Genomic DNA, 21,221 nt, shown 5'->3' with positions numbered 1-21,221 from the left:
TTAAACTGATATTTACTAAGTGACTGTGCCTTTATGATGAAAAAATTATTACCATTGTTTATTGCGTTACTAATGACAAGTACATTAACGGCTTGTGTGACGAAAAATTATGGCAATGATAAAAATACGCCGATAATTGAAAATGAAGCCAGTAATAATGAAATAGCCATGACCCGTATATCACTCGGGTTAGGTTATTTAAAAATGGGCAATACCCAACAAGCTAAGCTTAATCTAGAAAAAGCCAAACGTTTTTCACCTAATTTAGTGCAAGTATACACAGCTTTTGCCCATTATTATGACACGGTAGATGAGGCTAAGTTAGCGACCCAAGCTTATGAACATGCGCTAAGCATTGATAATCAAGATGCTGATACGCTTAATAATTATGGCGTTTTTTTGTGTCGACACGAAAAGTACGCCGCCGCTGAAAAAATGATGCTACAAGCGATAGCTATTCCTAGCTATATTTTAGTGGCGCAAAGCTACGAAAACTTAGCCTTATGCCAACTCAAAGCAAAGCAGTTCGATAAAGCCCAAACATACCTTGAAAAAGCGATTGCCCACAGCCCCAATAGAGCGAGTTCTCTGCTGCAAATGATGCGCTTACAATATGCAAAAAGTGATTATAAGTCAGCGCAAACTTACCTTTACCGCTATGAAAAATCAACGCGTCGTTTTAATGCTGAGGCATTAGCTTTAGCCTTTAAAATATTTGCCAAGCAAGGCAATAAAGCTATTGCTAAAAATTATGGCAATATGCTGGTTAAAATGTTTCCCCGTTCTTTTGAAGCTAAACAATATATTTTAAATGAACTTTATCAGATTGATGCAGACCAACTAGCTGAAGACTACCGATTTTTTTTGTCGGGAGGTAACAGTAAAAAAACTAAAAAGCGTGTGGTGATATTGTCGCCACAAACGACAGCAAGTGTTACAAACTCTAGCTTAAGTCGTGATGGTTTAAAGCCTATTATGGCCAATTCAGTTATGCCAACGATAGAGCAAGCAACTGAGTTAAAAGCAAAGTCAGCGGACAAAAATCTTGAAAGTAATACGCGTTTACAAAATATTCAGCCAGTTAAGATGAAAGAAGCGCCGTCAAAAAAACAGACGAGTCAAAAACAAAGTAATGAAAAAAGACCACTTGAAATAATGGCTGGCGAAGCACAAATTAAACAAGAAAAAAACAGTACACTTATGGTGTCTTTACCGATTCATGTTGTTATACAAAGTGATAGTTTGTTTGCAATTTCTAAACATTACAATATTGTGATTGAAAGTTTAGCGCGTTGGAATAAGTTACGCCGCCCCTATCTTTTAAAAATTGGTGATGTTCTCTATCTCTCGGATCCAAAATCAGCGATTAAACGCTAAGAGAAATACTTGATGAATCAAGAGCTTGAAGTATTGAAGAATGAAAATGATGATCTGGCAGAAACCACTGACGATATCGAGGTAGTGGGTCCTGGTTCTATGCTCAAAGCAGCACGAGAAATGCGAGGATTAAGCCAGCAGCAAGTGGCTAATAAACTCAACTTTAGAATTCACTTAGTAGAAAATATCGAAGTAGATAAATTTGACTGTAGCTTACCTGAGGCTTTTAATCGTGGTTATCTTAAAAATTATGCTCAGTTGGTTAATATTGCTCAGGAAGACGTGTTAAAAAGCTATGAAAAATTAGCGATAACACAAAACCATTGCACAGGCATGCAAAGCTTTTCTAAAGGCACAGAGAAGCAAGCAGAACACAATATGTTGATGTGGATCACTTATCTCATTTTAGCCATATTAGTGACAGCAACTGTAGTTTGGTGGTTTCAAACGCCTTCTGAACAACCTGCGCCGATAGCGGTAAGTGCGGTTGAAACCTTAGTTGGAGACAATACAGCGACTAAGCAAGCCAGTCTATCGAACGAAAAAAACTCAAGCCGTATGCTAAATGACGAGTCAGTCGTTAGTGTAACTAACGTGGTTAAAACTGAGTCGAATGTTAATAGCGCTGCAGAAAACCTTGATACAGCCGCGCCGCTTGCTGTTGAACCAGTGTTATCAACGCCAGATTTAACCGAGGCTCAAGTCGATTTAAATAATAACAAAGTGGTTGGTGAAAATGCATTATCTGCCACAATCGACAATGTTGTTTTCACTTTCGCGGGTGACTGTTGGGTTAATATATTTGATGCTACTGGCGAGCGAATTGCTTGGGGTGTGAAAAAATCAGGTTATATCATGCAAATTTCTGGTCAAGCACCTTTTTCTATCACCTTAGGTAAACCTGAATTGGTACAAATAGATTACAATGACGTTCCGGTTGATATGGCTGTATTTAATGCCGGTAATATTGCCAAATTTTCATTACCGCTAGCGCCTTAATACGGTAATTTTTTTTACTTAACGCAACACTATTGAAGTTTTATTATGTTTAAAGAATCTCCTATTATTCGTCGAAAGTCCCGCCAGATAATGGTTGGCAATGTTCCTGTTGGCGGTGATGCCCCGATTACAGTGCAGTCAATGACCAATACTCTGACCACTGATGTCGTGGCAACGGTGGCACAAATTAATGCACTTGAGGCCGTTGGAGCCGACATTGTTCGCGTGAGTGTGCCAACGATGGACGCGGCGGAAGCATTTCGTGAAATAAAGCGGCAAACTAATATTCCATTAGTGGCTGATATTCATTTTGATTATCGTATTGCGTTAAAAGTAGCGGAATACGGCGTTGATTGCCTGCGCATTAACCCAGGTAATATCGGTCGAGAAGACCGGGTGCGCTCTGTCGTTGAGTGTGCTCGGGATAATAACATTCCCATTAGAATTGGCGTCAACGGTGGTTCGTTAGAGAAAGATATTCAAGAAAAGTATAGAGAACCAACGGCTGAAGCTTTGTTAGAATCAGCCATGCGTCACGTTGATATTCTTGATCGCTTGAATTTCAATCAATTTAAAGTCAGCGTCAAAGCCTCTGATGTTTTTCTTGCCGTGGGGGCTTATCGCTTGTTAGCGAAACAAATTGATAACCCTTTGCATTTAGGCATCACCGAAGCTGGCGGTTTACGCTCAGGCTCTGTTAAATCATCAGTAGGATTAGGGCTATTGCTTGCTGAAGGTATTGGCGATACGTTAAGAGTTTCATTAGCAGCTGATCCTATCGAAGAAATTAAAGTTGGCTTTGATATTTTAAAATCACTGAAGCTTCGTAGCCGCGGCATCAACTTCATTGCTTGCCCAAGTTGTTCGCGCCAAGAGTTCGATGTTATTTCAACGGTCAATGCTTTAGAGCAACGTGTTGAAGATATAACCACGCCAATGGATGTGTCAATTATTGGCTGTATCGTTAACGGACCCGGTGAAGCCTTAATTTCTGACTTAGGCTTAACAGGCAGCAGTAAAAAAAGTGGTTACTATCTTGATGGTGTTCGTCAAAAAGAGCGCTTTGATAACAACAATCTTGTTGACCAACTAGAACAACGAATCCGCGCGAAGGCTAAAATGCTTGATGCGAGTTATAAAATAGCCATACAAGAAATCGATTAATAATGGCTAATTATTGCCACAATTGCGCTGTTATTTACGTTTGATAGTAAACTGCCTATAATGCCCGCGATAAAAAATATTCTTTGTATAAGCAAACTAATAATTAAACAGACAAACACTAGCGAGAAAATAATACGTGAGTAAAGCACTTCAAGCAATTAGAGGTATGAACGACTGTTTGCCTGCACAAACCGGCATTTGGCAAATGGTAGAAACAGTACTGCGCCGCGTTGCCAGTAATTATGGTTTTGCTGAAATACGTATGCCGATTGTCGAATCAACGGCGCTATTTAAACGCTCTATTGGTGAAGTAACCGATATTGTTGAAAAGGAAATGTATACCTTTGAGGATCGTAATGGCGACAGCTTAACATTACGCCCAGAAGGCACAGCAAGTTGTGTTCGTGCTGGTAATCAACACGGATTACTGTATAACCAAGAGCAGCGCTTGTGGTATATGGGCCCCATGTTTCGTCATGAACGTCCACAAAAGGGTCGTTATCGTCAATTTCACCAATTCGGCTTAGAAGCCTTTGGTATAGCAACACCTGATATTGACGCTGAAATTATTATGTTAACGGCTCGACTTTGGCGGGAACTTGGCATCAACGAATTTGTCACACTAGAGCTAAACTCATTGGGTTCGAACGAAGAGCGCGGCAATTATCGTGACGCGTTAGTGGTGTTTTTAACTGAAAAAGAACATCTTTTAGATGAAGATAGCAAGCGCCGCATGCACACTAATCCATTGCGCGTACTGGACAGTAAAAATCCAGAGGTACAAGCTGCATTGGTTGGCGCACCTAAACTAGCTGATTATTTTGCTGAAGAGTCAAGCGCACACTTTGCATCGGTTTGTCAGCGCTTAGACGCTGCGGGTATCAAGTATGTGATTAATGAGCGTTTAGTACGTGGTTTAGATTATTATAACCGTACCGTTTTTGAATGGGTTACCTCGAGCTTAGGTGCTCAAGGCACTATTTGTGCTGGCGGGCGCTATGATGGTTTAGTAGAGCAACTGGGTGGTAAATCAACACCAGGGTTTGGTTTTGCCTTAGGCATTGAACGTTTAGTGTTGATGATGACCAGCTTAGAAAAAGCCAATAACATTAGAGCGCAAGTCGATGCTTACGTTATTATGTTAGGCGATGACGTTGAAATAACCGCTAACGGCTTAGCGGAGCAATGGCGTGATCAAGTGCCAGATATTCGCTTACAATGTCACTGTGGTGGTGGCAATATGAAAAAACAAATGAAGCGTGCAGATAAATCAGGTGCCCAAATAGCATTGATTCTTGGTGAAGATGAAATAGCTCAACAGACGGTAACCGTAAAATATTTGCGCGGACAACAAGAACAACAAAGTTTGCCACTTGAGCAAGTGCCAAGTCTTTTAACAAATTTACTTTAAGGGTCAGTTTTGGATATAAATCAAACAGAAGAACAACAAGTCGAATCAATCAAAAAGTTTTGGAGTGATAATGGTAATGCGATTATTGCTGGTTTAGCTATTGGTTTTGCAGGGTTTATTGGTCTTAACTATTATAATGATCATAAATTGCAACAAGAGCTAAATACCTCAGAAGCTTATCAAACGATGATCGAGGAGGCGGCTGAAGATAGCACTACTTTTGAAGCTGCGGGCAACGCCTTTATTGCTGAAAATAGTGCCTCTAGTTATACCATGTTAACCGCTATTGCTTTAGCTAAAGAAGCGGCTGAAAAGCAAGACTGGGTAAAAGCTGAAACATATTTAAACACGGCAATTGAAAAGTCAGTGGATGATGGTATTAAAGCGATTGCTACTGAGCGCTTAGCGCGAGTGCAATTACAATTAGAGAAATATGAACAAGCTCTAGTGACATTAACAGCAAAATTACCCGCTTCATTTGACGCTAGCGTTGAAGAAATTAAAGGTGATATTTACTTTAAACAAGGTAAAAAATCACTAGCTCGTAATGCTTATCAAGCCGCAATTGATTTTGCAACTGAAGGCACTAACCCAGCATTGCAAATGAAATTAGATGATTTAGCGCAAGTCATTAACTTAAGCAAATAGAGAGTGATATAAGCATGTTTATCAGTAAACGCTTTAACAAAAGCCTCCTTGCTATCTGTTTGCTAGCGGTAGGGATTTCTGCATGTTCATCAACCGATGATGAAGATGATGAACTAAAAGTCGCGCCATTAAGCGAAATAAAAGCATTATTTGAACCTGTTGTAAAATGGGATGCCACTGTTGGTGACGGCGTTGGAGATTACTTTTCCCGCATTCAGCCAGTGGTTGCCTACGGCAAAGTATTTAGTGCTAGTCGAGACGGAGATGCCTACGCATTTGATGAGAATAGCGGTGAACAAGTTTGGCATGCTAATTTAAGTGACATCGATAATAAGCGCGGTTTTTTTGATAAGAAAGAACCCGCCTTAATTAGTGGTGGCGCTGTCGTTGGCATCAATAAAGTATTTTTCGGTAGCGAGAATGGCGATGTTATTGCCCTTGATGCAGAAAGTGGCGCGTTATCATGGCAAGGAAAAGTTAAAGGTGAAGTTATTGCTGCACCGGCATTCGATTCCGGAAAACTTGTGGTCAATACTGCATCTGGCGTTATGAAAGCGTTTAATGCTTCAAATGGCCAAGACGACTGGCAAATCGAACAAGACGTTCCGCCGCTTACTTTGCGTGGTATTAGTGCGCCTGTCATTGCCGGTGGTGGTGTTATTGTTGGCTCAGCTGACGGTTCTTTATCAGTTTATTTACTAGAACAAGGTCGTCAAGGCTGGACTGTAGATATTGGTGAAGCGGCAGGTTCAACAGAACTAGAACGCGTGATTGATGTTGACTCAACGCCATTGATCTTCGGCGACAATATTTATACTGTATCTTCGCGTGGTAATTTAAGTGCGGTTGAACTACGTTCGGGCCGTGTCTTGTGGCAGCGCCAATACTCGTCTTACCGTGAATTAACCATTAGTGGTAATAGCTTGTTTTTAACTGATGTTAAAGGCCACGTATATGCCATTGATCGTAATAATGGCTTAGAGCTTTGGAGCCAATTATCACTGACTAACCGTGGCTTAACCGGACCAGCTCCTATCGGTAGCTATGTTGTGGTTGGCGATTTTGAAGGCTATCTGCATTGGTTAGATCAGGCAACAGGTGAAATTGTAGCTCGTCATCACCTTGATAGCAGTGGTATTCATGCTACACCAACGGTTGAAAATGGCGTTTTGTATAGTCAAGCCCGCAACGGCGACTTAGAAGCGATCACCATTGCTAAATAAGTTATTCAACTAATTAATAGTTATTAACTAGTTGAATAAAAAACTAAAATTATAAACGGCTCCAATGCAAACAGCACTGGAGCCGTTGTTTATTAATAATACTGATATAATGATTGAGTTATATTGAGTTTAAAGAGAGATTTGAGGTGAACATGCTTCCTGTAGTAGCACTTGTTGGCCGACCTAATGTCGGTAAATCAACATTATTTAATAGATTAACGCGCAGTCGAGACGCTTTAGTTGCCGACTATCCAGGGTTAACCCGTGATCGTCAATACGGAAAAGCGGAAGTTGAAGAGCACCCTTTTATTGTTATTGATACCGGTGGTATTGAAGGTAACGAAAAAGGTATTGATGCCTTAATGGCCGAGCAGTCGCTGATTGCCATTGACGAAGCAGATGCCGTGCTATTTATGGTTGATGCAAGAGTAGGTTTAACGTCTGCTGATCAAGGCATTGCTAGCCATTTACGTAAGCAAGATAAAAAAGTATTTTTAGTTGCCAACAAAGTTGATGGTATAGATGCCGACTCTGCTGTGGCCGACTTTTATTCTCTTGGCTTGGGTGGTGTAGTACATCAAATTGCCGCCGCACATGGTCGTGGTGTGACGCAACTATTAACCTTAGCGCTAACGCCTCATATTGCCGAACTTGGTAAACCCAAAGTACTAGAAAATGATGAATTTGACGGTGACTTTGATGAAAACATAGATCATGAAGCGCTAGATAAAAAAAATATTGACGAAGCACCAGAAGAAACTGACACCATCAAGTTAGCGATTATTGGTAAGCCTAACGTCGGTAAATCGACGTTAACGAACCGCATTTTAGGTGAAGACAGGGTGGTGGTATTTGATATGCCAGGTACCACACGTGATAGCGTTTATATTCCAATGGAACATAATGGTCGCCCTTACACCTTAATCGATACGGCAGGTATTCGTCGCCGTAAAAATGTTACTGATATCGTAGAGAAGTTTTCTGTGATTAAAACTCTGCGTGCAATAGAAGATGCTAACGTATGTTTATTAATCATTGATGCTCAAGAAGGCATCAGCGATCAAGATTTAAGCTTACTGGGCTTTATTTTAGAAGCGGGTCGCTCTTTAGTCTTAGCGGTAAATAAATGGGATGGTTTAGATGATCATGTTAAAGATCGTATTAAATCTGAATTAGATCGTCGTTTAGGTTTTATCGATTTCGCTCGTATTCATTTTATATCAGCCTTGCACGGCACAGGTGTGGGTCATTTATACGAGTCGGTAGAAGAAGCTTTTGTTTCAGCGACTAAGCGTATTTCTACTTCTATGGTCACCAAAATTTTAGACATGGCGGTGTTTGATCATCAGCCACCTATGCATCAAGGTCGTCGTATAAAACTAAAATATGCTCATGCCGGTGGTTACAATCCACCTATTATCGTTATTCATGGCAATCTAGCGAAAAATCTACCACTTTCTTACAAGCGTTATTTAATGAATTATTACCGTAAATCATTAAAAATTATGGGTACGCCAATAAGAATTGAGTTTAGAGAAACCTCTAACCCGTTTGCTGGTAAGAAAAAGCTCAACTACACCGAGCAAAAGAAAATGGCACGTCTAACTCAAGGTTATAAGAAAGACTAAGTGGCTATTTTGATAAAAAAGCTGATGATAACATCAGCTTTTTTATGACAAAATATAGTTAAAATAGCTAAAAACCATATTGATTTCATGATGATATTCCGCTACTGTGAAATTGTCGACTAACTTGTTTTATTATTTTTTTTGTCTCATTTAAATTAAATGTTGTTGGAAATTTATGCCTGATAATCCTATAAAAGTACCAGTGATTGGGCGATTAAGTCGCAATTTAGCCTTGTTAAATCCAGGCGCGATTGTCACATTAGATATGACAACTCCATCCGGTCAACGTGGTAAGTTTCGTTCAGTTTTTATTGGCTACATGCCAAAAAAATACGTTTTAGTACAATACCCTGACAGTTCAAAGTTGGGCAGTTTTGCACAATACGTAACCCAAGGTATAGGCGTAACCGTGCGCGGGTTAATTGAAGGTCATGAAGGTGCTGTAGTTGCCTTTATTTCTAATATTAGGCAAACGATTCAAATTCCATCACGTATTATTGTGCTTGATTTTCCACGTGAAGTCCTCTTACAAAACCTACGCTCATCAATGCGTATTGAGACTTATATCAAAGCGAAAGTTAAGGTGAAAGGTGACTATTGGGCCTCAGTAATATCTGATATTTCAGTGTCTGGCTGTCAGATTATGATTACTAATGGCGAGAAACTTATCTTAACTGAAGATAAACCCGTGGAAATCATTATTGAAGCTTTCCAAGACTTAAAAAACTTGAAACTAAATGCTGAGATTTGTAACACCAAAACCCAAGTTGATGGTGTCATGCTTGGGGTTAAATTTGATGATTCAAGTAAAGTTGAAGTGAACAAACTGCTACAACAGGCAGTTATTTTACCGCATTAATTTACTGTATTAATTGACTTGCACCGCTATCACCTTAGCGTCTATTACACCATCTGAAATTTCTACTTTAATGGTATCAGCGATATTTATATCTTTGGTACTCTTAATCATTTGTCCCTGTTCATCACGAGTTATACTGTAACCACGAGCAATTGTTGCTAATGGACTTACCATATGAAGTTGTTCGCATTGATGGGCAAAACTTGCTCGCTTGGCTATTAATAAGCGCTGCTGTGCGCCAATAAGTTTTGTGTTGAGTTGAGCCGCCTGTTGCCGATTTTGTTTTATGTGGGTTAATGGTGAGGCATTGAGTAGTCGTTGTTCAAGGTATTGAGGCTTATGCTTAAGTTGGTTTATTGCTCGGGTAATTAGCCCTTGCAAACGCATACTCAGTTCATCTGACTTTTGCTGTTTATTTTGTAGTTGTTGCTCGGGATGCACTTGGGCTAACCTATGATTTAAATTGGTTAGCGAATGACTTGAGCGTTTGAGTTGTTGCTTAAGCGCTAGCTGTGCACGACTGAGTAATTCAGCCACTTTATTAATACGCTCGTCAACATCAGCAGACACTATTTCCGCTGCTGCAGACGGTGTTGGGGCTCTTAGGTCGGCAACATAGTCAGCTAAGCTTGTATCAATTTCATGTCCAACAGCACTGATGGTTGGCAAGCTTGACTGGAAAATGGCGCGAGCGACTATTTCTTCATTAAAGGCCCATAAATCTTCCAGCGAACCACCGCCACGACCAATTAATAAAACGTCAACTTCATTACGCTCGTTAGCCAAGTTAATCGCTTGGGCAATCTCATATTTAGCCTGTTCACCTTGTACTAACACTGGGTAAATAATGACCTTTATTAATGGATTTCTGCGCTTTAATACTGTGATGATATCTTTGACCGCAGCACCTGTAGGAGAGGTGACAATGCCAACCGTTTGAATTAACTTAGGAATGGCTTGTTTGTGGTGCAGTTCGAATAAACCTTCACCGTGTAGTTTGTCTTTTAATAATTGATATTGCTGTCTTAACAGTCCATCACCCGCTGACTCCATTTGTTCAATAATCAACTGGAAATCGCCTCGTGGTTCGTACAAGGAAACTTTAGCGCGTACTAATACTTGTTGACCATTTTGTGGCTGTATTCTCACCCGACGATTATTGCCTTTGAACATGGCACAGCGAACTTGCGATTTTTGATCTTTTAAGGATAAATACCAATGGCCAGAGCTTGCGGCAATAAAATTAGATATTTCGCCACATAACCAGACGGTATTTAACTCACTTTCTAAGATAAAACGTACTTTTTTGGTGAGTTCACTTACTTGTAGAATGTGCTGTTGAGCCATAAATACTTTACTTTTTCTGTTGTTAAGAGGTAATAATTGGGTAATTGCCCAGTATTATATATTTGTTTAGACCAGCATCGGCAGTTTATTTTCGATTAATTGCAATTTTAAGTTTACCTTAGTAGGGAAAGCGGTTAAAATTCTGCCGCAATATTTCCTCCCTAACCACTCACTTTAGAGAGATGTTGCGATGCTAAGAATTGCTCAAGAAGCGTTAACCTTTGACGATGTTTTACTGGTACCTGCCCATTCTACGGTACTGCCCCATACTGCCGATTTAAAAACTAAATTAACTCGAAAGATAAATTTAAATGTACCTATGATCTCTGCGTCGATGGACACAGTGACCGAAGCGCGTTTAGCCATTACCTTAGCACAAGAAGGTGGCATCGGGTTTATCCATAAAAATATGACCATAGCTGAACAGGCCAAAAATGTTTCTCAAGTTAAGAAATATGAAAGTGGTATTGTTTCAGATCCCGTCACAGTCAACCCAAGTGCAAGTATCGAAGACACTATGCGCCTAGCTGATGAACTTGGTTTTTCTGGTTTTCCTGTTGTTGATGAAAAAAATAAGTTGATTGGTATTATTACCGGTCGCGACTTACGTTTTGAAACAGACTTAACAAAACCGGTTTCAGCATTGATGACTAAAAAAGACAAATTAGTGACCGTCAAAGAAGGTGCGTCACGTGAAGTCATTTTAAGTTTAATGCACGAACATCGCATCGAAAAAATCCTTATGGTTGATGACGCCTTCACACTAAAAGGGTTGATCACAGTTAAAGATTACCAAAAAGCTGAAAATAAACCTAACGCTTGTAAAGATGAATTAGGCCGCTTACGCGTTGGTGCTGCTGTTGGTGTTGGTGCGGGTACCGATGAGCGTATAGATGCGCTTGTTGCTGCTGGAGTCGATGTATTATTGATTGATACCTCTCACGGTCACTCACAAGGTGTGCTTGACCGTGTTGCTGAAACACGTGGCAGATATCCTGACTTACAAATTATTGCCGGAAATGTTGCTACTGGCGCTGGCGCTAGAGCATTAGCTGATGTTGGAGTGGATGCGGTAAAAGTTGGCATAGGCCCAGGTTCTATTTGTACTACCCGTATCGTTACCGGTGTTGGTGTACCACAATTGACCGCTATTTCTAATGCGGTTGAAGCCTTAAAAGGTACGGGTATTCCCGTTATCGCCGATGGGGGAATTCGTTTTTCTGGTGATATTGCTAAGGCACTAGTGGCCGGCGCGCATTGTGTGATGGTCGGCAGCATGTTGGCAGGCACTGAAGAGGCGCCAGGTGAAGTAGAGCTTTATCAAGGACGTTACTACAAGTCATATCGCGGCATGGGCTCTTTAGGCGCCATGAGCCAAAAAGAAGGCTCAAGTGACCGTTATTTCCAAAAATCTGACGGTGAAGCCGACAAACTCGTACCAGAAGGAATTGAAGGCCGTGTTGCTTATAAAGGTCCTGTTGCCGCTATTATTCACCAACAAATGGGCGGTTTACGTTCATCAATGGGCTTAACTGGCTCAGCGACAATTGAAATAATGCGCACTAAGCCTGAATTTATGAAGATTACTTCTGCTGGTATGGGCGAGTCGCATGTGCATGATGTAGCTATCACTAAAGAAGCACCCAACTACCGTATGGGTTAGCGTTATTGAATTATTGTCGGCCAATCTTGGCGTTGTAAGTGCTCACTTAGGAAACTAGGCTCCGCGCTAGCACCTTGAACTGGACGGCAATTTTATCAATTGAATAGCGATAGAAAGTAGAAAAACTGATGCAGGCGAATACCTCATCGACAACAATTCAAATAGGCTGAGCAGTAACTCAAATAGAGCGAACGCTCAGCCTGTTCATTTTATACATTTAAAAATAAAAGTAGGAAAACAACATGAGTAAAGACATTCATGATCACCGCATACTCATATTAGACTTCGGTTCACAGTACACCCAACTCATCGCTCGTCGTGTGCGTGAAATTGGGGTTTATTGTGAATTATGGGCTTGGGATGTTACAGAAGAACAACTTAAAGCTTTTAATCCAACCGGTATTATTTTAGCTGGTGGACCTGAGTCGGTTACTGAGCATAATTCACCACGTGCGCCAGAGTATGTGTTTAATGCCGGTGTACCTGTTTTAGGTATTTGCTATGGTATGCAAACCATGGCTGAGCAATTAGGCGGCAGCGTTGAAAGCTCTGAGCAGAAAGAATTCGGTTATGCTGCGGTTGAAGTTATTACTAAATCTGCACTCTTTAATGCCATTGAAGACCATGTCAGTGAAAACGGTAATGCCTTGTTAGATGTCTGGATGAGCCATGGTGATAAAGTATCAGCTATTCCTGCCGGCTTCGTTACGGTTGCACAAACCCCTAGCTGTAAATATGCCGCTATGGTCAATGAAGAGAAGCAATTTTACGGGGTGCAATTTCACCCTGAAGTGACTCATACCAAGCAAGGTTTACGTATTCTTGAGCATTTCGTTGTTGATATTTGTCAATGTGAAAAGCTTTGGACATCAGCGTCAATTATTGAAGACGCGATTGCCAAAATGAAAGCGCAAGTCGGTGATGATGAAGTCGTACTTGGCTTATCGGGTGGTGTTGACTCATCAGTTGTTGCCATGCTGTTACATCAGGCAATTGGCGATAAATTAACTTGTGTTTTTGTTGATAACGGTTTACTGCGTTTAAACGAAGGCCAACAAGTCATGGATATGTTCGGCGACCATTTTGGTTTGAATATCATTCATGTTAATGCCGAAAACCGCTTCTTAGACCGTTTGGCTGACGAGAGTGATCCTGAGAAAAAACGTAAAATTATTGGTAATGTTTTTGTTGAAATTTTTGATGAAGAAGCCAATAAACTCAGTAATGCTAAATGGTTAGCTCAAGGTACTATCTACCCTGATGTTATTGAGTCAGCCGCGTCAGCAACCGGTAAAGCACATGTGATTAAGTCGCACCATAATGTGGGTGGCTTACCTGAACATATGAAACTTGGCTTAGTTGAGCCATTACGTGAGTTATTCAAAGATGAAGTGCGTAAAATAGGCCTTGAGCTAGGACTACCTTACGACATGCTTTATCGTCATCCATTTCCTGGACCTGGTTTAGGTGTGCGAATTTTAGGTGAAGTGAAAAAAGAATATGCTGACTTATTACGTCGTGCTGATCACATTTTCATTGAAGAATTACACAAACATGACTTGTATAAAAAAGTCAGCCAAGCTTTCACGGTATTTTTACCGGTACGTTCAGTTGGCGTGATGGGCGATGCACGTAAATATGATTGGGTAGTTAGCCTACGTTGTGTAGAAACTATCGATTTTATGACCGCACGTTGGTCACATCTACCCTACGAGTTCTTAGGCCTAGTGTCTAACCGTATTATCAACGAAGTAGATGGTATTTCTCGCGTAGTTTACGATATATCGGGTAAACCACCCGCGACTATTGAATGGGAGTAACTGAGCCTTAAGCGGGTGAGAACATTCAACTCTGCGTTAGCAGTACTCAGCGAGTAAACTAGGCTTGGTGCCTTCGCCTTGAATTTGAATCTTCTTCCTGTGTTGATGACCTCAATTATTTTTTCATTAATATTATAAAACCCTAAGGTGTAAACCTTGGGGTTTTTTATGTACCAGATGTTAGGGTATGCTGCGATTACATGGATATGAAGGCGCAGCGATTTTAACTATATCAAGGCGAGAATAATGACAATTGAAAGACTAGAGACTAAAGCGCGCATGAGCCGCATAGTAAAACACAATGGCACAGTTTATTTATGTGGTCAGGTTTGCGCTGACGCCACGCAAAGTATTACCGAGCAAACACAAACTATGCTCGATAAGGTTGAGACTTTATTAGTAGAAGCAGGGAGTTCAAAGCAGCATATGTTATCAGCAACAATATACCTAAAAACGATGACTGATTTTGCTGCTATGAACACAGTATGGGATGCTTGGGTGCCAGTAGGTTTTGCACCCGCTCGTGCTTGCGTGCAAGCGGCGATGGCAAGAGATGTGCTTTTGGTCGAAATAAGTGTTGTTGCTGCCTTAATATCATAGACTAGACAGTATATATTTAAGCAGTAGGGCAATTATGTTGATGTTAGAGCAATCATTAAAAACTACCTTTGGATTTGATGAGTTTAGAACCGGGCAAGAGCAAACGATAACGCAGTTACTTAATGGTGACTCTTCCTTAGCCATTTTCCCTACCGGTGCCGGTAAGAGTTTATGCTATCAATTAGCGGCAATAAATTTACCGCATTTAACCTTGGTGGTATCGCCCTTATTGGCCTTAATGAAAGACCAACTCGCATTTTTGCATACAAAAGGCATTGCCGCGGCCAGTATCGATTCAACATTATCATTTGAAGAGAGTCAGCAAATTACCCGTGACGTTCGCTCAGGTAAAATAAAAATTTTGATGGTATCAGTTGAGCGGTTTAAAAATGAGCGCTTTCGTCAGTTTATTGAAGCTATTGCTATTTCTATGTTGGTGGTAGACGAAGCACATTGTATTTCAGAATGGGGTCATAATTTTCGACCTGATTATTTAAAATTGCCACGTTATCGACAAGAGCTCAATATTCCCCTAGTGCTTTTACTTACCGCCACAGCCACTAAACAAGTTAAGCAGGATATGGCTAATAAATTTGCCATTACTGATGAGCATATAGTGCAAACAGGTTTTTATCGCAGCAACTTAGATCTATCTGTTTTACCAGTCGCAGAAAGAGAGAAAAACCAAACACTGGTTGATTTAATTCGCCAGCACCAAGGCTGCGGTATTATTTATGTTACTTTGCAACAAAGTGCTGAAAAAGTAGCTAACTTTTTGCAACAACAAGGTATAGCCGCAAAGGCTTACCATGCCGGTTTTAAAGATGATGTGCGCAAGCAAATTCAGCAAGACTTTATGCACGGAAAAACCCCGATTATCGTCGCAACTATCGCTTTTGGTATGGGGATAGATAAAGCCAATATCCGTTTTGTTATTCATTATGATTTACCCAAATCTATTGAAAACTATAGTCAAGAAATTGGCCGGGCAGGTCGAGACAAAGCTAATGCTGCCTGTTTTACTCTGGCTAATCTTGATGGTATTCATACCGTAGAAAACTTTGTTTATGCTGACACGCCTGAGCGCTCAAGCATCGACTATGTGTTGCAAAACATACGTAACGAAATGCAAAATGGCCAATGGGAACTGCAAGTGCTGAGCTTGTCAAATGCCAGTAATATTAAACAGCTGCCATTAAAAACCTTATTGGTTCAGTTAGAATTACTTGGGGTTATTGACGCTAAATTTAGCTATTTTGCTGATTTTAAATTTAAATTTGTTACGCCAAAAGCGCAAATCATCAGCGCATTTAATGCCGAGCGTAATGAATTTTTAGCACAAGTTTTTAATTGCGCAAAAATGAAGAAAATTTGGGGTGAGCCCGACTTTGATCTTATGTATGCGCGTCATCAAGCGCCGAGAAAACGTATTGTTGCAGCGCTTGAGTATTTAGCAGAGCAGCAGCATATTGTGTTGGAAACGAAAAAGGCAACAGAAGTCTTTAGTGTCAACATGGCAGCGTTAGAAAATAATGCTTTGGTTGATACGCTTTTTGATTACTTTTCTGACAAAGAGCAAGCCGAAATCGAGCGTATCACTAAGCTGGTCGCGTTTTTTCAAAGTGAACATTGTTTAACTCAGCAGCTCTCGCAATACTTTGATGATCAACGTGCACCAAAAAACTGTGGGCATTGTTCCGTTTGTCGTGGGCAGGTGGCAATATTACCTTATTCAAGCAATCATCAAACAGTGAGTGTTGACACAATTGCTCTAGGTATTAAGCAGTTGCAACAGCATTTTTCAACGTTAAAGTCTCCTGTCGGTGAATCAGCGAATATCTTGTCTACTGATACTATTTGTCGATTTTTGTCTGGCATGAGTGTGCCGTTATTTACCCGCGCTAAAGTGCGGCAATTAAGTTACTTTGGCGTTTGTCAGTATATGCGCTACAGCGAAATTAAAGCACAAGTCATACCTTTGGTATAATACCATATCACTAATTATCTGATCATTTTTACTGGTTAAAACAACCAACTACTGCGTTATTTATTTAATAATTAGAACAACTAGTTATTAAAATAAATGCCTTATATTTGGCCATTTTTCCTGCGTATAAAGTAGACCACCTAATTAATGAAATTGGTATAACTTGTGGTAGCGAGATATCAGGCCGATCAAAAAAGGCACTTTATCAGTGCCTTTTTTTAATCTAAGCCAAGGTTAAGTAGCCTTGGCTTGGATTCATAAGTGTTAGTGATCGTGGCCACAACCTTCTTCACCTTCAACATGAACATGACCATGCGCTAACTCTTCTTCAGTAGCATCACGTACTTCTATAATTTCAACATCAAACTTTAAGTCCATGCCGGCCAACGGGTGATTACCATCAACGGTAATCTCATTTTCTTGTGCGTCAATGACGATAACGGTTTGTTCGCCTTCATCAGTCGTGGCGCGCAGCTGACTACCTACGTCTAAATCTTCAATGCCAGCAAACATTTCTTTGGGTACGGTTTGTACAAAGCCGTCTTCACGTTGTCCATAAGCATCGTCTGCACTGACTTCAACTTCAAATTTATCACCGGCTTTGTGATCAACTAAGGCTGCTTCCAAGCCAGGGATCAGATAGTTAGAACCTTGAATTACCGCTAGTGGGCTGTGATCATAAGAACTATCAATTAAGGTGTCTTCGTTATCAGATACTGCGTAATGCAGTACAACAACTTTGTTGTCGGTAATTTTCATATTATGTCCTATTCAGTGGTTGTGCTTAATTTGTAAGGTAAGGGTATTATTGTTAGGGCTGAGTCTTGGGTTTTAATTCTTAGCGCTGTGCTATTATCAACATCGTTAGCTAAAACGCCTTGTATGTAGGTCTGCATATTACTGGCTTGATAAACCGCTAATACATCACCGGCTTTACGCCAATTTTCACCAAGCTTTTTCTCGATGATATCACCGACGTTAGCCTCCATATCTTTGCCTGTTAGGGCAAAAAGCGCGCGTTTGTTTTTACCTAAATATTGCATACGAGCAACAGTTTCTTGGCCTAAATAACAACCTTTAGTAAAGCTAATGCCATTGATTGCTTGCAGGTTTAGCATTTGCGGTACATATTCTGCGACATACTGTTGAGAGAGCATGGGAAACCCAGCTGAAATCTCTAGTAAGTTCCAAAGCGCACCGTCATAGACTGGAAAATCAAAGGTTGCAGAAATATCAGCTAATTTATCAACGTTATCAATAATGATATAGCGGCTAATGTTGCCAGCAAGGTAAACCAAGGTGGTATTATTTTCGTGCACGACGGGTGTAAGTGTGTCAGGCACTTGTTGAAATAATGTCGCCATTTTAGCTGATGCTTGCTCGCCTGCAATGGCTAAATAAGCCAGTTCAGTGTCTTGGCTTATCTCAACTTTAGCAAAGACGGCAAATTTCTTTAGTTCTGCTAAAGATTGTTCAATCGAACTTGTTGGTTGGAGTAGGAAAAATTTTTCTTCACGCTCCAGTAAACGAAAAGCAGAAAATACTTTACCTTTGGCGTTACAGTGCGCGCCAATAAGGAGCTTTTCCTGCGCCAAGGTGTCAACGTCACAGGTAACTTGCCCTTGTAGGTATTTGATTTGTTCTTGACCCGTTAAGGTAATGGCGCCAATACTATCAAGGTTGATTGCAAATACTTCTGGTAATTCGTTATAACTAGGTAAGTTATTATTCATTATGTTCATCATCCGGCGATATTGCTAAAAAAAGGCTATTAACATCATAGGTGAGGACATTTATTCAGATTACAAGCATATAGCCGATTTTTCTGCTATTTTACTATTAAAAGTTTACTAATTTAATGATCAATTCGTGGCTATTTTAACTTTGGATTTGTTAGAATGTGGCGAGATTTTACTAATTAGAGTGATGTATGACATTAAAAGATAATAAACCTCGACTTCGCTGGGCTTGTCGACGCGGTATGCTAGAGTTAGATATACTTTTTATGCCATTTGTTGAAGAGGCTTACGATGAATTATCTACAGAACATAAAGCTACTTTTGAGCGTCTATTAGAGTGTCAAGATCCTGAGCTATTCGCATGGTTTATGGGGCACGAAACTTGTGAAGACAAAGAGCTTAATGCCATGGTGCAGATTATATTACAGCGAGTTAAACTATAATATTAAGGTATCGCCTTCTAGTCATAGGGCGATATTTAACTTATTATTTTATTTCGGTTTTACTTATCTTACCTTAACCGTTCTTTTCGGCATTAGCTTTTGGCTGGGATTTTTTATGGCTGCTTTGTTGGGCTTTATAATTTTTCTGTATCGCCAAGCCCCTGCGCCGCTAGCAAGTCAGTGGCTGATGTTATTTACCTCAAGCAAAGATAAAACTAAAGCGAATTTTGTTTTATCAGATACGGGTGAATGCCAATTTAACCATCAAAAAGCTTTGCAAATATCGGCTAACTCACAAATTAATTTGTGGGGCTATTGGTTGGTTTTTAGCAGCAGAGACGCCGTAACTACTCAACACTTTATTTTCAAAGATAGCTTATCTAGCAAAGATCAGGCGCGTTTGGCTCGCACTATCTTGCGGGTAAAAAGTTACGGATGAAAAGCGGTGACTGAAAAGTTACGGGTAAAAATACCTTATTACTCCACTGGTTTAAGTATAGTAATTTTTGCTTCTGTCAATAAATCAGGGAAGTCCAAGGTATAATGCAAACCTCGACTTTCTTTACGATCTAATGCTGATCTAATAATTAATTCGGCCACTTGGACTAAGTTTCGTAACTCCAATAAATTATTACTGACTCTGAAATGTCGGTAGTATTCTTCGATTTCACTTTGTAAAAGTTCGACTCGGTGCAATGCTCGCTCTAAGCGTTTTGTTGTGCGTACAATACCGACATAGTCCCACATAAATAATCGCAGTTCGTGCCAGTTATGTTGAATAACCACTTCTTCATCTGAGTCGGTAACTCGGCTTTCATCCCAGGCAGGTAGTGTTATGCAAGGTTTTGATATATCAATTTTTTGTTCAATATCAATGGCGGCGGCTCGCGCAAATACTAGGCACTCTAGTAGCGAGTTACTTGCCATGCGATTAGCGCCATGTAGTCCGGTATAAGCGACTTCGCCTATCGCATATAGATTTTCAATATCGGTTTGGCCCTGTTGATTAATCATAACACCACCACAGGTGTAATGAGCAGCAGGTACCACTGGCATAGGTTGTTTTGTTATGTCGATGCCAAGGGCCAGTGTGCGTTCGTAAATGGTTGGGAAATGCTGCTTAATAAAATCACTAGATTTGTGGCTAATATCTAAATACATGCAATCGGCGCCAAGTCGTTTCATTTCAAAATCGATCGCGCGGGCCACAATGTCACGTGGCGCTAATTCAGCTCGTTCATCAAAGCTAGGCATAAATCGGCTACCATCAGGGCGAAGTAGCAGTGCGCCTTCGCCTCTTAGTGCTTCAGTCAATAAAAAGGTACCTGCCTCAGGATGGAATAAACAAGTAGGATGAAATTGATTAAACTCCATATTTGCAACGCGACAACCAGCGCGCCATGCCATAGCTATACCATCGCCACTGGCAACATCAGGATTTGAGGTATATTGATAAACTTTACTCGCGCCACCCGTGGCTAAAATAGTTTTATGGGCAAAAATGCGCTCAACGTGTTCATCATTTCGATTCCATACATAGGCACCAATACATTCACGTTCCGCATTGACTTTATTTTTTTGATAAACCAGATCAATAGCGTTATAGCGTTCAAAAATACGAATGCGAGGGTGATTTTTTACCTGTGATGCCAAGGTTGTTTGAATGGCTTGACCTGTGGCATCAGCTGAATGCAGAATTCTTCGGTGACTATGTCCGCCTTCTCGCGTTAAATGATAGCGAATATCTCCATTAGCAGCCGGTACATCTTGATCAAAATCAACGCCTTTATCAATCAACCATTCTAAGCAGTTTTTGGCATTTTCAGCGGTATGTTGCACTATGGCTTCGTCGCATAATCCCGCTCCAGCGATTAAGGTATCAGCGACATGTGAGGCAATACTGTCATTTTCATCGAAGACTGCTGCAATACCCCCTTGGGCATAAAATGTTGAGCCTTCGTTAATTTGGTCTTTGCTTAAAATAAGCACGTCGGCATTTTTGGCTAGATGCAGAGCAAGCGATAATCCTGCTGCGCCACTGCCGATAATTAAAACGTCACAGTTGTGTTGTTGATTCATATATTCTTAAAATTAAGGTACAATAATCTATGACCCAATATAGCTTTTATTGCTGTTACAGAACAGCAGAAAACTATTTTTATAAACAAAATTTAATTTTTTTCAATATTTATCGAACTTTTTAACATAAGGCTAGTCCTACTTGTTGCGTTTGCCATGAGTTGTTGCGTTTGCTATGAGCCAGATGTAAACCAGATGTAGATAAGTGAAATAATGGCGAGTAGGAGATGGAGC

General features: G+C 40.4%; 18 protein-coding genes. 14 read left to right on the top strand and 4 right to left on the bottom strand.

All coding sequences use genetic code 11. The features are described from left to right. Window positions 1–33: 33 nt before the first annotated feature. From pilW to H4J61_RS13330, 8 genes are all read left to right on the top strand, one after another. Entirely contained in the window at window positions 34–1,377 is a 1,344-nt protein-coding gene (gene pilW, locus H4J61_RS13365) for a type IV pilus biogenesis/stability protein PilW (RefSeq protein ID WP_182185387.1), read from the top strand. A gap of 12 nt (window positions 1,378–1,389) precedes the next feature. Then, window positions 1,390–2,376 (top strand): RodZ domain-containing protein, encoded by a 987-nt coding sequence (locus tag H4J61_RS13360; protein ID WP_182185386.1) that lies wholly within the window; start codon window positions 1,390–1,392, stop codon window positions 2,374–2,376. A 45-nt stretch (window positions 2,377–2,421) separates the two neighbouring features. Next, window positions 2,422–3,540 carry a flavodoxin-dependent (E)-4-hydroxy-3-methylbut-2-enyl-diphosphate synthase gene (gene ispG / locus H4J61_RS13355; RefSeq protein ID WP_182185385.1) on the top strand — a complete coding sequence of 373 codons (1,119 nt, stop codon included), beginning with the start codon at window positions 2,422–2,424 and terminating at the stop codon, window positions 3,538–3,540. A gap of 136 nt (window positions 3,541–3,676) precedes the next feature. Next, window positions 3,677–4,951, top strand: a complete 1,275-nt coding sequence (hisS, locus tag H4J61_RS13350) for a histidine--tRNA ligase (protein WP_182134885.1) — start codon at window positions 3,677–3,679, stop codon at window positions 4,949–4,951. Between the two features lie 9 nt (window positions 4,952–4,960). Further along, a complete protein-coding gene (locus H4J61_RS13345; RefSeq protein ID WP_182134887.1) occupies window positions 4,961–5,599 on the top strand; it encodes a tetratricopeptide repeat protein in 639 nt (212 codons plus the stop codon). Window positions 5,600–5,613: 14 nt separating this feature from the next. Then, the gene (bamB, locus tag H4J61_RS13340) at window positions 5,614–6,822 is read left to right on the top strand and encodes an outer membrane protein assembly factor BamB (RefSeq protein ID WP_182134889.1); all 1,209 of its coding nucleotides are present in this window, start codon (window positions 5,614–5,616) and stop codon (window positions 6,820–6,822) included. A 152-nt stretch (window positions 6,823–6,974) separates the two neighbouring features. Then, window positions 6,975–8,450, top strand: a complete 1,476-nt coding sequence (gene der / locus H4J61_RS13335) for a ribosome biogenesis GTPase Der (RefSeq protein WP_182134891.1) — start codon at window positions 6,975–6,977, stop codon at window positions 8,448–8,450. Window positions 8,451–8,625: 175 nt separating this feature from the next. Beyond that, window positions 8,626–9,309, top strand: coding sequence for a PilZ domain-containing protein (locus H4J61_RS13330; RefSeq protein ID WP_182134893.1), 684 nt, complete (start codon window positions 8,626–8,628; stop codon window positions 9,307–9,309). Window positions 9,310–9,318: 9 nt separating this feature from the next. Here H4J61_RS13330 and xseA read toward each other — a convergent pair whose 3' ends face one another. After that, the gene (gene xseA / locus H4J61_RS13325; RefSeq protein ID WP_182185384.1) at window positions 9,319–10,656 is read right to left on the bottom strand and encodes an exodeoxyribonuclease VII large subunit; all 1,338 of its coding nucleotides are present in this window, start codon (window positions 10,654–10,656) and stop codon (window positions 9,319–9,321) included. 190 nt (window positions 10,657–10,846) lie between these two features. On the opposite strand from xseA, the gene guaB reads away from it, so the two are divergent. The 4 genes from guaB to H4J61_RS13305 all read left to right on the top strand — a co-directional run bounded on the left by guaB (window position 10,847) and on the right by H4J61_RS13305 (window position 16,726). Next, a complete protein-coding gene (guaB, locus tag H4J61_RS13320) occupies window positions 10,847–12,319 on the top strand; it encodes an IMP dehydrogenase (RefSeq protein WP_182134897.1) in 1,473 nt (490 codons plus the stop codon). 242 nt (window positions 12,320–12,561) lie between these two features. Beyond that, window positions 12,562–14,139 carry a glutamine-hydrolyzing GMP synthase gene (guaA, locus tag H4J61_RS13315; protein WP_182185383.1) on the top strand — a complete coding sequence of 526 codons (1,578 nt, stop codon included), beginning with the start codon at window positions 12,562–12,564 and terminating at the stop codon, window positions 14,137–14,139. A 246-nt stretch (window positions 14,140–14,385) separates the two neighbouring features. Next, window positions 14,386–14,739: a RidA family protein gene (locus H4J61_RS13310; RefSeq protein ID WP_182185382.1), complete on the top strand. Its 354-nt coding sequence runs from the start codon at window positions 14,386–14,388 to the stop codon at window positions 14,737–14,739. 40 nt (window positions 14,740–14,779) lie between these two features. Then, window positions 14,780–16,726, top strand: a complete 1,947-nt coding sequence (locus H4J61_RS13305) for an ATP-dependent DNA helicase RecQ (protein WP_259363323.1) — start codon at window positions 14,780–14,782, stop codon at window positions 16,724–16,726. Between the two features lie 264 nt (window positions 16,727–16,990). On the opposite strand, the gene H4J61_RS13300 is transcribed toward H4J61_RS13305, so the two are convergent. Together H4J61_RS13300 and ygfZ are read right to left on the bottom strand one after the other, a co-directional pair. Further along, window positions 16,991–17,485, bottom strand: coding sequence for a peptidylprolyl isomerase (locus tag H4J61_RS13300; RefSeq protein ID WP_182134905.1), 495 nt, complete (start codon window positions 17,483–17,485; stop codon window positions 16,991–16,993). Between the two features lie 8 nt (window positions 17,486–17,493). Beyond that, on the bottom strand, window positions 17,494–18,459 hold the full coding sequence (gene ygfZ / locus H4J61_RS13295) for a tRNA-modifying protein YgfZ (RefSeq protein ID WP_259363322.1): 966 nt from the start codon (window positions 18,457–18,459) through the stop codon (window positions 17,494–17,496). 197 nt (window positions 18,460–18,656) lie between these two features. Here ygfZ and H4J61_RS13290 point away from each other — a divergent pair, with 197 nt between their 5' ends. Both H4J61_RS13290 and H4J61_RS13285 read left to right on the top strand, forming a co-directional pair. Next, entirely contained in the window at window positions 18,657–18,908 is a 252-nt protein-coding gene (locus tag H4J61_RS13290) for a succinate dehydrogenase assembly factor 2 (protein WP_182134909.1), read from the top strand. Next, on the top strand, window positions 18,868–19,347 hold the full coding sequence (locus H4J61_RS13285) for a protein YgfX (RefSeq protein WP_310650063.1): 480 nt from the start codon (window positions 18,868–18,870) through the stop codon (window positions 19,345–19,347). The genes H4J61_RS13290 and H4J61_RS13285 overlap by 41 nt, the downstream gene beginning before the upstream one ends. A gap of 38 nt (window positions 19,348–19,385) precedes the next feature. Here H4J61_RS13285 and nadB read toward each other — a convergent pair whose 3' ends face one another. Next, window positions 19,386–20,987 (bottom strand): L-aspartate oxidase, encoded by a 1,602-nt coding sequence (gene nadB / locus H4J61_RS13280; RefSeq protein ID WP_182134913.1) that lies wholly within the window; start codon window positions 20,985–20,987, stop codon window positions 19,386–19,388. Window positions 20,988–21,221: the final 234 nt, after the last annotated feature.

Source organism: Colwellia sp. MB3u-4 (assembly GCF_014077065.1).
GTDB lineage: Bacteria > Pseudomonadota > Gammaproteobacteria > Enterobacterales > Alteromonadaceae > Cognaticolwellia.
This window is presented reverse-complemented; position numbering and strand designations above follow the sequence as displayed.

Coding starts and splice junctions, on each gene's coding strand:
- bamB (WP_182134889.1), top strand. CDS start 5,614: ATGTTTATCAGTAAACGCTTTAACAAAAGCCTCCTTGCTATCTGTTTG.
- pilW (WP_182185387.1), top strand. CDS start 34: ATGATGAAAAAATTATTACCATTGTTTATTGCGTTACTAATGACAAGT.
- ispG (WP_182185385.1), top strand. CDS start 2,422: ATGTTTAAAGAATCTCCTATTATTCGTCGAAAGTCCCGCCAGATAATG.
- H4J61_RS13285 (WP_310650063.1), top strand. CDS start 18,868: ATGCCATGGTGCAGATTATATTACAGCGAGTTAAACTATAATATTAAG.
- H4J61_RS13310 (WP_182185382.1), top strand. CDS start 14,386: ATGACAATTGAAAGACTAGAGACTAAAGCGCGCATGAGCCGCATAGTA.
- H4J61_RS13330 (WP_182134893.1), top strand. CDS start 8,626: ATGCCTGATAATCCTATAAAAGTACCAGTGATTGGGCGATTAAGTCGC.
- H4J61_RS13290 (WP_182134909.1), top strand. CDS start 18,657: ATGACATTAAAAGATAATAAACCTCGACTTCGCTGGGCTTGTCGACGC.
- H4J61_RS13305 (WP_259363323.1), top strand. CDS start 14,780: ATGTTAGAGCAATCATTAAAAACTACCTTTGGATTTGATGAGTTTAGA.
- guaB (WP_182134897.1), top strand. CDS start 10,847: ATGCTAAGAATTGCTCAAGAAGCGTTAACCTTTGACGATGTTTTACTG.
- guaA (WP_182185383.1), top strand. CDS start 12,562: ATGAGTAAAGACATTCATGATCACCGCATACTCATATTAGACTTCGGT.
- H4J61_RS13300 (WP_182134905.1), bottom strand. CDS start 17,485: ATGAAAATTACCGACAACAAAGTTGTTGTACTGCATTACGCAGTATCT.
- nadB (WP_182134913.1), bottom strand. CDS start 20,987: ATGAATCAACAACACAACTGTGACGTTTTAATTATCGGCAGTGGCGCA.
- der (WP_182134891.1), top strand. CDS start 6,975: ATGCTTCCTGTAGTAGCACTTGTTGGCCGACCTAATGTCGGTAAATCA.
- xseA (WP_182185384.1), bottom strand. CDS start 10,656: ATGGCTCAACAGCACATTCTACAAGTAAGTGAACTCACCAAAAAAGTA.
- ygfZ (WP_259363322.1), bottom strand. CDS start 18,459: ATGAATAATAACTTACCTAGTTATAACGAATTACCAGAAGTATTTGCA.
- H4J61_RS13360 (WP_182185386.1), top strand. CDS start 1,390: ATGAATCAAGAGCTTGAAGTATTGAAGAATGAAAATGATGATCTGGCA.